Source organism: Paractinoplanes toevensis (assembly GCF_018332695.1).
GTDB lineage: Bacteria > Actinomycetota > Actinomycetes > Mycobacteriales > Micromonosporaceae > Actinoplanes > Actinoplanes toevensis.
Window position 1 is genome coordinate 52,055 of the sequence record NZ_BOQN01000128.1, and the last position, 14,501, is coordinate 66,555.

Annotated in this window: 8 protein-coding genes and 2 riboswitches; of the genes, 1 reads left to right on the top strand and 7 read right to left on the bottom strand. The window is 73.8% G+C overall.

All coding sequences use genetic code 11. The annotated features are described in order from the left end of the window. Position 1: 1 nt before the first annotated feature. Positions 2-5,140, bottom strand: coding sequence for a diguanylate cyclase (locus tag Ato02nite_RS42865; protein WP_246608057.1), 5,139 nt, complete (start codon positions 5,138-5,140; stop codon positions 2-4). Positions 5,141-5,217: 77 nt separating this feature from the next. Beyond that, positions 5,218-6,642, bottom strand: coding sequence for an L-serine ammonia-lyase (locus Ato02nite_RS42870; protein WP_213012459.1), 1,425 nt, complete (start codon positions 6,640-6,642; stop codon positions 5,218-5,220). 85 nt (positions 6,643-6,727) lie between these two features. Next, positions 6,728-6,823: riboswitch (glycine riboswitch) on the bottom strand. Positions 6,824-7,005: 182 nt separating this feature from the next. Between Ato02nite_RS42870 and Ato02nite_RS42875 the strand changes: the two genes are divergently transcribed. Beyond that, positions 7,006-8,160, top strand: a complete 1,155-nt coding sequence (locus tag Ato02nite_RS42875; RefSeq protein WP_246608058.1) for a glutamate-cysteine ligase family protein — start codon at positions 7,006-7,008, stop codon at positions 8,158-8,160. 444 nt (positions 8,161-8,604) lie between these two features. Here the strand turns inward: Ato02nite_RS42875 and Ato02nite_RS52250 are convergent, their stop codons facing one another. The 5 genes from Ato02nite_RS52250 to Ato02nite_RS42905 all read right to left on the bottom strand — a co-directional run bounded on the left by Ato02nite_RS52250 (position 8,605) and on the right by Ato02nite_RS42905 (position 14,493). Beyond that, positions 8,605-9,969 carry an aminotransferase class V-fold PLP-dependent enzyme gene (locus Ato02nite_RS52250; RefSeq protein WP_246608059.1) on the bottom strand — a complete coding sequence of 455 codons (1,365 nt, stop codon included), beginning with the start codon at positions 9,967-9,969 and terminating at the stop codon, positions 8,605-8,607. Positions 9,970-10,004: 35 nt separating this feature from the next. Beyond that, a riboswitch (SAM riboswitch) is annotated at positions 10,005-10,119 on the bottom strand. Between the two features lie 179 nt (positions 10,120-10,298). Next, positions 10,299-10,736 (bottom strand): CBS domain-containing protein, encoded by a 438-nt coding sequence (locus Ato02nite_RS42890; RefSeq protein WP_213012460.1) that lies wholly within the window; start codon positions 10,734-10,736, stop codon positions 10,299-10,301. Between the two features lie 123 nt (positions 10,737-10,859). Beyond that, positions 10,860-12,194 (bottom strand): polysaccharide deacetylase family protein, encoded by a 1,335-nt coding sequence (locus tag Ato02nite_RS42895; RefSeq protein WP_213012461.1) that lies wholly within the window; start codon positions 12,192-12,194, stop codon positions 10,860-10,862. Then, entirely contained in the window at positions 12,194-13,333 is a 1,140-nt protein-coding gene (locus Ato02nite_RS42900) for a carboxylate--amine ligase (RefSeq protein ID WP_213012462.1), read from the bottom strand. Before Ato02nite_RS42900 ends, Ato02nite_RS42895 begins: the two co-directional genes overlap by 1 nt. Further along, complete coding sequence (locus tag Ato02nite_RS42905; RefSeq protein ID WP_246608060.1) at positions 13,330-14,493, bottom strand: NAD(P)-binding domain-containing protein; 1,164 nt, start codon at positions 14,491-14,493, stop codon at positions 13,330-13,332. Before Ato02nite_RS42905 ends, Ato02nite_RS42900 begins: the two co-directional genes overlap by 4 nt. Positions 14,494-14,501 lie beyond the last annotated feature (8 nt).

Here is a 14,501-nt window from a genome sequence, read left to right on the forward strand (position 1 = left end):
ATCAGGAAACCACAACCCGGTTCCGGCCGCCCTCCTTGGCGCCGTAGAGCGCGTGGTCGGCGCGGGCCAGCAACTGGTCGAGGGACGCGTCGGACGGGTCGAGGTGGGCCAGGCCGACGCTGATCGTGACGGTCAGCGCGCCGGCCTGGGTCGGGATCGGCTCGTCGCCGACCGCGCGGCGCATCCGCTCGGCCAGGTCCTCGGCCTCCCCCTCGTGGTCGGGCAGCACCACGGCGAACTCCTCGCCGCCGTAACGGCCGAGCACGTCGGAGTGCCGGATGCTCGCGCGGACCCGGGTGGCCACGGCCCGGATCACCTCGTCGCCGACGCCGTGCCCGTACGTATCGTTGATGTTCTTGAATTTGTCGATGTCCAGCATCGCGGCCGCGAGCACCCGCTCGCCGCGGCCGGCCGCCTCCACGAGGGCGCCGGCGATGGCGTAGAAGTGCCGCCGGTTGTGCTGGCCGGTGAGCTCGTCCATGGTGGCCAGTTCCTGCACCCGGCTGAACAGGCACGCGTTCAGGTAGGCGCTCATCCCCTGGGTGGCCAGCGCGGACGCGACCTGCGCGGTGCCTTCGCCGAACGCGTCGGCGCCGAGCAGGGCGACCCCGGCCCGGCCGTCGCGGTGTTGCAACGGCACGGCCAGCACCGCCGTCGCGCCGCCGAGCAGCGCGGCCAGCGCGGGCGCGTCGATCAGCGCCGGCTCCTCGCCCACCACGACCGGCACCGGCAGCGGGCCGCCGAGAACGGCCGGGTCGGCCTTGCCGGTCGCCTCCATCACCATCGTGCCGTCCGCGCTGAGTAGCAGGCCGGCGGCGGCGTCGAGGTGGTCGGCGAGCATGCCGAACAGGGTGCGCAGCAACTGCGCCGGATTGTGGATGCCGCTGAGTTCGGCGAGGCTGGCCCGCAGCATCTCGGCGAACGCCTGCTGCTGCTGGGCGGAACGCACGGCGAGGTGCAGTTGCGCGGCCCGGGCGGTCTCCAGGGAGACCGCGACGTGGCTGGTCACGCTGGTGAGCACCTCGACGTCGTCCTCGGTGAAGATGCCCCGCGCCAGCCGGCTGTCCAGGTAGACGACGCCCAGCAGGGTCCCCTTGAACCGGACCGGCACCACCATGATGCTGCGCAGACCGTGCTGGACCGCGCTGCGCGAGCCGAGCGCCGCGCCGTGTTCGGTGCCGGTGACCACGACCGCCTCGCCGTCGGCGGCGACCCGCCGCACCAGTGACGAGCCGTAGTCGGCGGTCTCGGCCAGGTCGGCGCCGCCGGCCGTGCGGCCGGCGAACTGCACCGGCTCCCCCGCGTCGTCCAGCAGGAAGAACAGCGCCCGCTCGGCGCCGAGGATGCGCAGCATCTCGTCGAGCGTGACCCGGGCCAACTCCTGCGGGTCGAGGACGGTGGCCGCGGCCGCGCCGATCTGCTGCAGCGCTTCGAGCCGGCGGTCCCGGCCGCCCCGGCGTTCGATGGCGGTGTGCCGGTTGGTGGCGGCACCGTCCTCGGCGCCGAACTCGGCGCGGGCCTGGCGGCGGCGCGACTCCCAGCCGTGGTGGGTGGCCAACGCGATCGCCAGGCGGGCCTGCCGGTCCGACTCGTTGACCATGCCGAGCTGCCGGAACGCCCGGGCGCGGAAGCGGGCCACCTCGAAGTGGATGATCGGCGCGTCGGCCTGCCGGGCCACGTGCTCGGCCTTGTCGCTCCACTCGACGGCCTTCGCCGGCTCCCCGGTCATCTGGGCGATGGCGGCCTCGCCGATCAGGTAGGCGGCCTCCAGGATCGGGGTCGCCTTGCGGACCCGGTTCAGGTCGGCGACGGCGGCGCGGGCGGCCGCGAGCCGGGCCGGGCGCTGCGCCTCGGTGGCCATCCGCAGCTGGGCCATCCGGCCGTGCGACTGCCAGGCGTAGAACAGCTTGTGCTGCGTCATCATCTCGCGGACGCGCAGGCCGAGGCCGCGCCACTCGGCGATCAGCGCCTCGAACGGCTCACCGAACTCGCCCTGCTCGACCAGCGCGCACGCGTTGGCGACCAGCATGTGGGCGAGCTGCACCTTGGGCGTGGTGTCCCAGGGCAGGTTCTCCCGCAGGTCGGCGAGGGCGGCGACGGCGTCACCGTGCCGGCCCTGCATGGCCGGGATCATCACCGGCAGCATGCCGAACGACGTGCCGCGCACCAGCGCCGGGTCGGAGAGCCAGCGCAGGCCACGCTCGTACTCGGCCTGGCTCTGGTCGATGTAGCCGCGCAGCAGCATCCGGATGCCGATGGTCGCGAAGCCGGGGATCAGCTGGGCCGGGCCGTACCACCGGGCGTTGTGGGTGATGGCCTCCTCGAAGGAGGTGCCGCCGTCGTGGCTGCCGAACAGCCAGGCGGCGCCGCGCATCCACTCCACGTAGGCGGTCAGGGCCGGGTCGCCGAGCTGCTCGGCCACCGCGGCGGCCCGGGCGAACAGCCGGTCGGCGGTGCCGCGCAGCTTGATCACGGCGGCGACGTAGCCGACCAGGCAGTAGACCCGGACGTACTCCGGGCAGGGGCCGAGCCGGTTGACGGCGTACATCGCCCGCATCGCGAGAACGCCGGCCTCGCGCACGCGCAGGCCGACCGCGGCGGCATAGCCGCCGGCGTCCAGGACGGCGGCCAGCGCGGCGAGATCGTCGCGCCGCCGGCCCTGAGCTTTTCCGAAACCCCATCCGGTACGGCGGACAAGCCCACCGGCGAGTCCGATGCCCAACGTGGAGGCGACGAGCCCGAACGGGTTGCGCGGCAACGGGCGGCGCAACTCGGCGAGGGCTCCCCCGGCCGCCTCCAGGGCCTTCTGGTCGTCCCAGACGGTGTGGTGCAGCTCGATCCGGGTGGTGAGCAGCCCGGCGCGCACCCGCCGGTCCGGCTCGCCCGCCATCGCCGTGTCCAGGGTGGTGCCGGCCTCGGCGAACCGGGCCGCGCGCAGGTAGGCGAGGGCGAGCGGGTGCAGCACCGCGGAGCTCGGCGACGGGTCCAGGGCGAACGCGTCCTCCAGATAGCCGATCGCCTCGGCCGGAGCCATGTCGTCGAGGGCGCGCAGCCCGGCGGAGAGCGCGCTGCGCCGGCGCCGGTCCGGGGCGATGGCGTCACCGGCCCGCCGGTGGTGCCGGGCGACCGCGTACACGTGGTCGGCGTCGCGCAGGTGCTCGGGCAGGCCCTCGAGGGCGTCGGCGATGGCCGCGTGCAGCCCGCGCAGCCGCTCCTCGCCGACGCCGTCCAGCAGCGCCTCGCGCAGCAGTGGGTGCATGAAGACGAACCAGCCGCCCGGCCGGGCCTCGACGACCCGGCGTTCCACCGCGGCGGCCACCGCGGACACCACCGCGTCGGCTTCGCCACCCGCCGCGACCAGCGTCTCGGTGCGGAACCGCGGACCGACGACGGCCGCGGTGACCAGGAAGTCCCGGTCGCCGTCGGTGAGCGTGGCGAGCCGGGAGGCCAGCAGGGCGCGCACGTCCTCGGCGGCGGGCAGCGCGTCGGCGCCGGCCAGGTCGAAGTGCCAGGTGCCCCAGAGCGGGGTGAGCAGCCCGGCGTCGAGCAGCCGCAGCAGGTAGGTGACCACGGCGAGCGGCGAACCGTCGGTGCGGGCCGCCACGTGCGCGGTCAGATCGGCCGGCACGATCGCACCGGGCAGCCGGGACGCGACGAGGGCCTCGACCTCGGCCGGGTCCAGCGGGGTGCAGTCCAGCTCGAGGTCGGCGTGCGCCTCGGTCGGGATGCCGGAGCCGTCCCGCTCGGTGAGCACCAGCAGCAGCGGCAGCCGGGGCAGCTCGGGCAGGAGCCGGGCCAGGACGGCGCGGCTGCCCTGGTCGAGCCAGTGCGCGTCGTCGCAGATCAGCATCAGGCCGTGGTGGTTGCGGGCCAGCTCGGCCAGGAACGTGGCGACGGCCCCGAACAGGTGGTCGTCGCGGGCCTCGACACCGGCCCGGGCGGCGTCGCCGAGCAACTCCCCGAGCCGGCCGGTCAGCCGGGCGACCAGGACCGGACCGGCGACCGTGGCGGCCTCCCGGATGCGCTGCTCGGCCTCGGCCCGGCGGTCGGCCGGCAGCAGGGCGACGGCCTGCAGGTAGTCCTCGACGGCGGCACGCAGCGGGGCGAGCGGCAGGGCCTCGTCCTCCTGGCAGGCGGCCCGCAGCACCGGCACGTCGGTGGCGAGCGCCGCGGCCTCCTCGGCCAGCCGGGTGCGGCCCGAGCCGCCGGGACCGCGGATGACGGCGACGCCGCCGCGGCCGGTGCGGGCGCTGCGCCACCGGTCGGCGAGCCCCTCCCGCTCGGTCAGCCGGCCGCACATCGGCCAGCGGGTGACGGCCGCCTGGGCGGCGACCTCACCGCCGGGGCACTCCCGCAACGCGGCCAGCAGCGCGGCGGCGTCCGGGTAACGGTCGTCGGGGTCCTTCGCGAGCAGCCGGACGACGACCGCGGCGAGCGCCGGGCTGCCCGCGGTCACCTCCGGTACCGGGGCGGTCAGGTGCAGCCGCAGCAGTTGGCCCACGTCGTCGGCCTCGAACGGCACCCCGCCGGTGAGGCACTCGAACAGCACCACGCCGAGCGAGTAGAGGTCGGAACGGCCGTCGACCGGGCGCTTGAGCATGCCGGACTGCTCCGGCGAGGTGTAGAGGAACGTGCCGACCGCCCGGTCCTGAGCGGTCTCCGGCTCGGCCCCGAGCAGCGCCAGCCCGAAATCGATCAGCTTCGCGGTGCCGTCCGGGGACATCATGATGTTGCCCGGCTTGACGTCGCGGTGCACCAGGCCGACCCGGTGCACGGCGGCCAGGCCACGGGCCAGCTGGGCGGCCAGCTCGACCACCCGCTCGGCCGGCAGCGGCCCGTGCGAGAGCTGGTCGGCCAGGGAGCCGCCGGGGATGTACTCGAGAACCATGGCGGGTGCGCCGCCGAGCCGGCCGGCCGCCAGGATGAGCGGCACGCTCGGGTCGTCGACGCAGGCGAGCAGCGCGGCCTCGCGGTGGAATGCGAGGAGAAGGCCCGGGTCGGCGGCGTTGTCCGGGTTGGGACGTTTGAGGGCGTACGTGGCGTGGTCACGCCGGGCGCGATGCACCGTCGTGAACGCGCCCCGGCCCAGCTCGTCGCCGACGACCAGGCCGGTGAGGTCCGCTGCCTGGATCTCAGTCACTACCATCACTCCGCTGCTCCTGGGGGTTCCTGGCTCCCATCGGCAGCGGCCGCGCGGACCTGACGATTGCTATCCGTTCAGCATTCGACGACCGTCACCGCGAGACCCCCGGTCGACGTCTCCTTGTACTTGGTCGACATGTCCCGGCCGGTCTCCCGCATCGTGACGATCGCGGTGTCCAGGCTGACCCGGTGGGTGCCGTCGCCACGCAGCGCCAGCCGGGCCGCGTTGATCGCCTTCACGCTCGCGATCGCGTTGCGCTCGATGCACGGCACCTGCACCAGCCCGCCGACCGGGTCGCAGGTCAGCCCGAGGCTGTGCTCCAGAGCGATCTCGGCGGCGTTCTCCACCTGCTCCGGCGTACCCCCCAAGATCTCGCACAAGCCGGCGGCCGCCATCGCGGCCGCCGAACCCACCTCCCCCTGGCAGCCCACCTCGGCGCCGGAGATCGACGCGGCGCCCTTGATCAGAATGCCGACGGCGGCCGCCGTGAGCAGGAAACGCACCACGCCGTCGTCGCTCGCGCCCGGCACGAACTGCCGGTAGTAATGCAGCACCGCCGGGATGATCCCGGCCGCGCCGTTGGTCGGGGCGGTGACCACCCGGCCGCCGGCCGCGTTCTCCTCGTTGACCGCGAGGGCGTAGAGGTTGACCCAGTCGATGACGTGCAGCGGGTCGTCCCGGTCCGGCATCGCGGTCAGGTCCCGGAACAGGGCCGGCGCCCGGCGCCGCACCTTGAGCCCGCCGGGCAGCAACTCCTCCGGGGCGCGCAGGCCGCGCTCGACGCAGCCCCGCATGACGGCCCAGATGTCCAGCAGCCCGTCCCGGATCTCGTCGTCGGTCCGCCAGGCCCGCTCGTTGGCCCGCATGACTGCCGAGATCGACAGCCTTTCCCGACCACAGACCGCGAGCAGCCCGTCCCCCGTCGCGAACGGATGCGCGACGCCGGCCACGGAGATCCTTGCGGTCGCCGTACCCTCCTGGGTCTTTGCCGTTTTTGCCTGGTTCTCCTGGCGCAGGTCCTTCTCTGTCACGACGAAGCCGCCGCCGACCGAGTAGTAGGTCCGCTCGAACATTTCGGATTTTTCGTCCCATGCGGTGAAGAGCAGGCCGTTAGGGTGCAGAGGGAGGCTGCGGCGCCGGTGCAGGACCAGCTCGAACGGGACCGGGCGCTTGCCGGCCAGCAGGACCGTGCCGCTCTCCCGGATCGCGGCGACCCGGTCGGCGATGCGGGCGGTGTCGACGGTGGCCGGGTCCTCGCCCTCCAGGCCGAGCAGCACGGCGGAGTCGGAGTGGTGGCCGCGGCCGGTGGCGCCGAGCGAGCCGAACAGCTCGACCTTGATCGCGGTGGCGTGCGGGAACTCGGCGGCGAACAGGCGGGCGGCACGCATCGGTCCCACGGTGTGCGAGGACGACGGGCCGATCCCGATGGAATAGAGGTCGAAGGCGCTTACCGGCACGACAAGGCTCCCCTGCTTAGGGTGGCCTCCCCGCTCTGTCATGGGTACCTGAGAGCTTCGCCGCCCGGTTTCGGGCGGTTTGCACCGTGGGTGCGGGACCACGTCGTCCCGGCTTTCCAGAGGCGCCTGCCATGCGACGGTATCGGGGGCCTGAGAGATTCCCGGGGAGGATTTGCTCCTTCGGCGCCCCGGCCGGAGCCGGGGACTCTCCCGCCGCGGTTCGTGCGGCGCGATCTTCAGTTGTGACTCCCGAGAGTGACAGCCGCTTCCAGGGCCGTCAACTCGCTTAAACCTCCCCGAAGCGACAATCAACCTGCCTTGATGGGCCGAACGGGTATTCCTATCTCGCAGATAGGAATGCTATCTTGACGTCTCCCGGACGAGCCGACCCGAGCGGGGCGCCACGTGACACAGTTGACCGAGCAGGCCGCCGAGCTGCTCATCGCCGACCGAGCGTTCGCGCCCGCGCCGCCCGGCTTCGTCGGGGCCGCGGTCGACGTCCCGGCGCTCACCCCGCCGGAGGCACGCACCCGGCTGCGCCACGGCTACCTCGCGGCCCGCTCGGTGCGAACCGCCGTGGTGAGCGGCCCACCCTCCCCCGGCCTGACGAACTGCCTGGCCCGCATGGCTGAAGACCTCGAACTGGCCCGCCCGATGATCGCGGCTACCGGCACACCGGTCGCCGACGGACCCGGGCGCCCCGACCTCGGCGGATCAGCGACCGACGGACCCGAGATTCTCCACCTGGACGGATCAGCAACTGACGGGTTCGGAATCCTCGGCCCGGGCGGGTCGGCGACTGACAGGTCCGGGATTCCTCGCCTGGGCGGGTCAGTGGCCGGCGGGCTCTCCGGGCCGGAGGTGGCCGGCGGCGGGATCCGGGTCGCGCTCGAGGCGGGCCTGGAGGGTGGCGGCCCGCTCGGCCTCGCCCACCGGTGGCGGCTCGCGCACACCCTCGCTCCGGTGCTGGCCGCGGCCTTCGCCAACACACCCGGCGGCGGCTGGCGCAGCGTGCGGCAGGCGGCCCGGCGTCACCTGCCGGTGGTGCCGCCGGGTGCGCCACGGGAGGCCTGGATCGCGTACGCGATGGACGCCCCCGACCCGCACGGCCGCAGCCTGCGCACTCGGTTCCGGGAGGGTTCGGCGCCGCCGGCGGCGGAGCTGACCCGGCACCTGGAGTCGCTGCGCCCGCCGGTGGCCGCCCGCGGCCACCTGGAGATCGACGTGGCCGACCACCAGCCCGGCGACGGCTGGCCGGTGCCGATCGCCATCGTCGCCACCCTGCTCGACGACCCGCAGGCCGCCCTCGACGCGACGGCCGCTACCGCCCACCTGGCCGCCGAGTCCGAATTGTGGGAACGAGCCGCCCGCGAGGCCCTCACCGACCCGGTACTGGCCGCCGCGGCGCGGGATTGCTTCATCGCCGCCTATGCGGCTCTGGCCCGCCAGGGGGCCCCGCGCCCCCTGCGCGACGCGGTCGCGGATTTCACCGAGCGTTACGTTCTGCGCGGCCGCACCCCCGCCGACGACATCCTGGACCGCACCGCCGCCCAGGCCTGACCCCGCCGACGACATCCGGCACCCACGGCCATCACCTGACCCGGCCGACGACATCCCGGACCGTACCGCCGCCCAGGTTCGAACCCGGCGTGTGCCCGCGGCGCCAGGCCCAACCCGGCGTGCACCCGCGGGATCAGGCCCAACCCCGGCGTGCACCCGCGGGATCAGGCCCGATCCCGGCGTGCGCGGCCGGATCAGATCCGACCCCGGCGTCTGCCCGCGGCGCCAGGCCCAACCCCCGCGTGCGCCTGCGCGGTCTGGCCCAACACCGGCTTGCATCCGCACGGTCAAGCCCAACCCCGGCGTGCGCCGCCGGATCAGATCCGACTTCGGCGTCTGCCCGCGGCGCCAGGCCCAACCCCCGCGTGCGCCTGCGCGGTCTGGCCCAACTCCCGCGTGCGTCCGCAGCGTCAGGGACAAACCCGGCGTGTGCCCGCGGGCGCTTCAGCGCAGGATGGCGTGCAGCGCGGCCAGGAGCGCGTCGATGTCGGCCGGGGTGGTGCCGAGGCCGAAGCTGGCGCGCAGCAGGCCGCCCTCACAGCCGTTGTTGCCGGTGGCCCCGGTCAAGCGGCGGACCAGCGGGTGGGCGCAGAACAGGCCCGCGCGGACGCCGATGCCGAATTCGTCGGCGAGGCGTGTCGCCACGCCGGACGGGTCGCGGCCGGGCAGGGCGATCGATACGATTCCCACACGCGCTCTCCACGGTCCGAAGATGGTCACCTCGGACGCACCCTTCACATACCGCAGGCCATCGCGCAGCTGTGCGAGCAGTTGCTGTTCACGGTCGTGCAGCGCTGTCCGGTCGGTCGCCGCCAGCGCCGCGCAGACCGCCGCCAGCGACACCGCGCCGAGCAGGTTGGGCGTGCCGCCCTCGTGCCTCGCCGGGCCGGTCTGCCAGCGCACGTCGCCGACCTCGTCGCCGACCGCCGCGCTGGCGCCGCCGCCGGCCAGGTAGGGCGGTGCCGCGTCCAGCCAGTCGGCGCGGCCGGCGAGAACCCCGGCTCCGAACGGCGCGTAGAGCTTGTGCCCCGACAACGCCACGTAGTCGGCGTCGATCTCGCGCAGGTCGATCGCCTCGTGCGGGGCGAGCTGCGCGGCGTCGACCACGATGCGCGCACCGTGTGCGTGCGCGACCGCGGCCAGGGCACGCACCGGCCAGACCTCACCGGTCACGTTGCTGGCACCGGTCACGGCCAGCAGCACCGGTCCGCTCTGCCGACCGCCGCTCGGCGAGGCGCTTCGCCGCGCGCCGCCGAAACCGGCACCGCTCGGGTCGGCGCCTCGCCGCGCGCCGCTAAAACCGGCACCACTCGGGTCGGCGCCTCGCCGCGCGCCGCCGAAACCGGCACCGCTCGGGTGAAGGCTGCCTGAGCCGCTGCGCAGGTCGGTCAGGGCTCGGTCCACGGCCGCCACTGCCTCCTCGGGGGTGGCTGGGGCGGGCAGGCGCAGCTGGTTGGGCCAGGGCAGCAGGTTGGCGTGGTGCTCGCCGTCGAAGACCACCGTCGTCGTGCCCGGTGGGAGGGCTCGGGCCAGCAGGTTGAGGGCGTCGGTGGTGTTGCGGGTGAAAACCACCTGGTCGCCGGGGCGGCAGCCGAGGAAGTCGGCGATCACGTCGCGGGCTCGCTCGTACTCCAGGGTGGACGTCTGCGACCGCGGGCCGGTGCCGCGGTGGACGCTGCCGTAGCTGGGGAGCAGGGCGTTGACCGCTTCGGCGGCGGCTCGCACGCAGGGTGCGGTGGCCGCGTAGTCGAGGTGTACGAAACCGGCGCCGATGACGTCGAGGTCGGCGGTCTGGACGGCAAGGGACATGACAAAGCCTCCGCGAGGGTCGGGGACCCAGGGAGGGCCCGCGCTTGCCCGCGTCGATCGACGCAGGCCCGGTCCTCACCCGGGGCACCCCATCGCGAACGCAAGGGTTGCCGGTCAGCAAGCCGGGGCTACGCGCTGACACTCATGACCTGGCAAACACGCTAGCAGGCCCTCGACGCGCGGGCGAAGGGATCCCCGCCGCGACGGCCGGCAACCGCTTCCGCCACGTCCCGGCGGTGGGGTACGGCAAGCCGCGACCGCGGTGCTGCCCTGCGGCCACGAAGAGCCGCCGGGCCGGCCGCTACGAAGGGCCGCAGGGCCGGCCGGCCTCAGACGCGTTCGCCGGTGATGTAGCCGGTCAGGCTGGTGCGTTCGGCTTCCAGCTCGTCGATGCGGTTCTTCACCACGTCGCCGATGCTGACCACGCCGCGCAGCGTGCCGTTCTCCACCACCGGGACGTGGCGGAAGCGGTTGTCGGTCATCAGGCGCTCGACCTCTTCGACCGCGGCCTCGGGGGCCACCGAGTGCACCTGGGTCGTGTGGATGTTGCTCACCGGCTGGGTCAGGATGGCGGCGCCGCGGGCCGCCAGGGCGCGCACCACGTCGCGTTCGCTGACGATGCCCTCGACGCGGGTGCCGTCGGAGGAGACGATCACCGCGCCGATCTTGTGTTCGGCCAGGAGGGTCAGAAGCTCGGTTACGTCTGCGCCGGGTCGTACCGTGACGACCTGGTCGCCCTTGACGCGGAGAATGTCGCTGATTCGCATCGCTGCTCCCCATCTCGTGCCGGTCCGCGGTAGCCGCTGGCGGGCCGTCCGGAGACGGGAGCGCCCCGCCACGTTGCGGGCATATGCCTAGATGCAGTCAATCACGCCCTGATGTCAAGGGTGTCAACTCACGGGGTTACCGAGCGCGGGGCGGCCGGGGGTGCAGAAACGGACAGCTCCGTCGACGGCGGCCGGCCCGTCGACGGTCCAGCCGGTCGGCTGGAGCACCGGCGTGGACCGGGCCCGGCGCTGCCACCAGGCGGCGACCTCGTGCGGAAGGGCCTGCCAGACGGTGGGGTCGTCGCGGAACTTGTCCAGCAGCTGGCGGTAGCCGTCGGTCACCCGGTGGTCGCCGGCGTAGTCGGGGTGGGTGAGGATCAGCGCCATGCCGCCCCGGTCACGCAGGTGGCCGGCCTTGTCGAGCCAGACGGTGGCGTCGTCCTGCTGGAGGATGGTGAACAGGGTGTGGTCCATCGGCAGGGTGATCGGCAGTTCGACCATGTCGCCGGGCCCGCCGGGCGTACCGATGAAGTAGGGCAGGTAACTACAGCTGCCGCCGGGCTTCGGCTCGTAGGGTGCGGTGTCGTGGTAGGAGCTGTCGTAGGCGAAACCCAGCTCCGGCATCAACTCCCAGGTCCGCTGGGTGGCGGGTGAGCGGAATCCTTCGGCGTGCCATCTGTCGGCGTACGCCCGCATGGTGGGAAGCCGGCGCCGGAGCAGCCGGCGCGACCCAAGATCGCGGCCGTCGTGCCGCAGGCCGTGCACGCCGATCTCGCAGCCCTCGGCCCGCAGCGCGGCCGGCACCTCGTCGGGGGTCGGGTAGCGCAGCGGCACGAAGTTCCACGAGGAGCGCAGGCCGGCCGACCGTTCGATCTCGCGGAGGGGGCCGATGCCGGCCAGGCCCGCCGCGGTCTCCACGTCGTGGGTGAGCACGAGCGCCCACGTGTGGCCGCCGGGCCACAGGTCCAGCCACGGCACCGGGCGGCCGGCGAACGACGCGACCAGCTGGAACATCCACTCGTGGAAGTCGTGCAGCGCGGTCTCGATCGGGAAGGCGGGGAACGCCGATTGTTCCTGCACCTTGGTGAAGGCCTGGCGCAGCCGGATCTGCACCGGCCGCGGGATCGCCGGGCGCAGCAGGTAGTAGAGGCGGACGAGGGCGGCGCGCAGGTGGGACCGGTCCAGGTAGTGCTCGCTCCAGTACCGCCACATCACCTCGCCGGGATCGAACGGCAGCGTGTAACGGTCCGGCCGGCCGGGCACCACGTGCGCGAAGATCGGTACCCCGTCCACGACGTGCCGGGCGAGCTTTCCGCCGGCCGCCGGCCAGGTCAGCAACGGCCCGTCGGTGCCGGCCAGTCGCAGGGCGTGCCGGCCGGGCGGGCACGGGAACGGCCCGATCCGGTACGGGACACGGAAGTAGTCGAAGAACGCGAACCGGGCGGTCGACTCGAACATCACAGGCCGCGCTTGACCGCGAGGTACGGCAGCAGGGCGACCTCGTACAGTCCGGGCAGCGGATCCCGCCAGGAGAACACCGCCTCGGTGTCGATGCCGCGCAGGGTGCGCAGATAATCGCCGGCCCGCACCCGCCCGGCCCGCAGATCGACCAGGAAGTTGGGCAGGTCGGTGGCGAGCCGGATCCACGAGACCCCGGCGCGGGCCGGGCCGGGCGCCGGGAGCGGCTGCCCGATCTGGTCGCGGAACAGCAGGTAGGGGAAGTCGATGCCGGCCGCCGCGCCGAGCGTGTGGTAGCCCCAGGTGCGCGCGTTGACGTCGAGCAGCTTGAACTCCCCGTCCCGGGGGTCCAGTTTGTACTCCATCTCGACGAGGCCGTAGTAGCCGATCTCCCGCAGGAAGCACAGCGACCGCTCGGCCAGGGCCGGCACCGGAACGCTCCGCACGAAGGTGCTGGCCCGGCCGAAGTCGGACGGATGCTGCCGGGCCCGCCGCACGGTCATGCTCGCCACGGCGGAACCGTCCTTGACGAACGCGCAGTACGAGAACTGGTCGTCGCCGGGGATCATCTCCTGCACCATGATCTCGTCCTCCGGCACGATCGCCGCGGCCGCCGCGAACCGCTCCCGCAACTCGGCCGGCGAGTCGGCCCGCCACGCCTTGGCCCCGGTGGCGTAGAAGAAGTGCTCCTTGATGGCCGGTTTGACCAGCACCGGCGCGGTGAAGTCGGGTTCGGACGAGGTGCGCGGCGCCGGCACGCCCAGTTTCTGCGCCATCCGGTAGGTCTCCCGCTTGTCCCACGCCACCCGCACGCAGTCCCAGCCGGGCGTCGGGATCCGCCAGGTGCGGGTGAGCAGCGACCGGTGCCGGCTGAGCGCCGCGACCTGCTCGTCGCGGGTCGGGAACACCACCCACCCGGTCAGGTCGCCGCGACGCGCCCGGGCCAGCGACAGCGCGTCGAGAACATCGTCGTCGGTCCGGAGGCTGGGCACCCGGAGCGAGGCAGCCGTCCAGCGCGACGCGCGGGCGATGGACCGCTCGTCGTCCACGACGAGGGTGCGCACGCCGCGCCGGCCGAGGCTGCGCGCGATGCCGAGCCCCTGGTAATCACCGCCGAGGACGACCGCCCCGGGCATCATCGGCGCCGGCCCGCGATCCGCCCGGCCACGGCCCGGCTGGCGAACCAACCGCCCGACACGAACCGCATGATCGGCCCGAAGCTCCAGGCCGCGGGCGCCCCGACGAAGTGCAGGCCGGGCACGCTCGCTTCGAGGCCGGGCCCGAGCAGCGGGTATCCGTTGACCCGCCGCACGGCCCGGACCAGCGGCGCCCCGAGGAACGGGTAGCGGGCGACGTCCACCCGATAGCCGGTCCCGTAGATCAGGTGGTCGCCGACCGCCATCTCCCCGGTGGTGGACAGGACCCGGATCCGCCGGTCGTCCTGGGTGGCCGACCGCACCTGGAAGTCGAGCCGGATCGGCACCTCGCGCAGCCGCTCGATGAGCCACTCGGCGCCGGCCGGCCGGATCGCCCGCGCCGCGGCCGGGGTCTGCACCGACCGGGGCAGCCGGCGGAACAGTCGCGGGGCGGCGACGACCCGGGACAGGCCGAGCGGCCCGACGTCGGTGGGCGCGTAGAACAGTGGTTTGGCCCGGCCGAGCATGCGCTGGTATTTCCCGCCGTGCAGCCAGATCAGCTGGTCGCGCCGGACCAGCACCTCGACGTCGGCCCCGGACTCGTGCAGCAGGGCCGCCGATTCGAGGGCGCTCTGTCCGCCGCCGACCACGAGCACCCGCTCCCCCTTGAAGCGCGACAGATCGCGGTGCTCGCTCGAGTGGGTGGCCCGGGACAGGCCGACGAACGGCGCCGGGTGCCGGGCGAACGGCGCGATGCCGCCCGCGACGACGACCCGCCGGGCCGCCAGCGGAGGCCCGTCGGCGAACGCCAGCCGGAAACCGTCGCCCTCCCGGGCGACCTCGCGGACCATCCGGCGGTCCAGGCCGGGTGCGACCCGGGAGCACACCCATTCGCCGTACGCGATGAAGCTGTCCAGTGGCACCGGCCGGCCCACCTCGGCGCGGGTGTCCGCCACGTACGCGTCGAGGGACACCGGCCCCCGATGGTCCGCGATGGACGTGGCGGTCCAGTTCGACCGGAGGAGCATGCCGTCCGGCATCCCCTTCCAGAACGACATCGGCTCGCCGATCACCCGGTGTTCCACGCCCGCGTCCCGGAGGGCGGCCGCGACGGCCAACCCGTACGGCCCGGCTCCGAGAACAGCCACATCGATCACAGACATCGACGCCC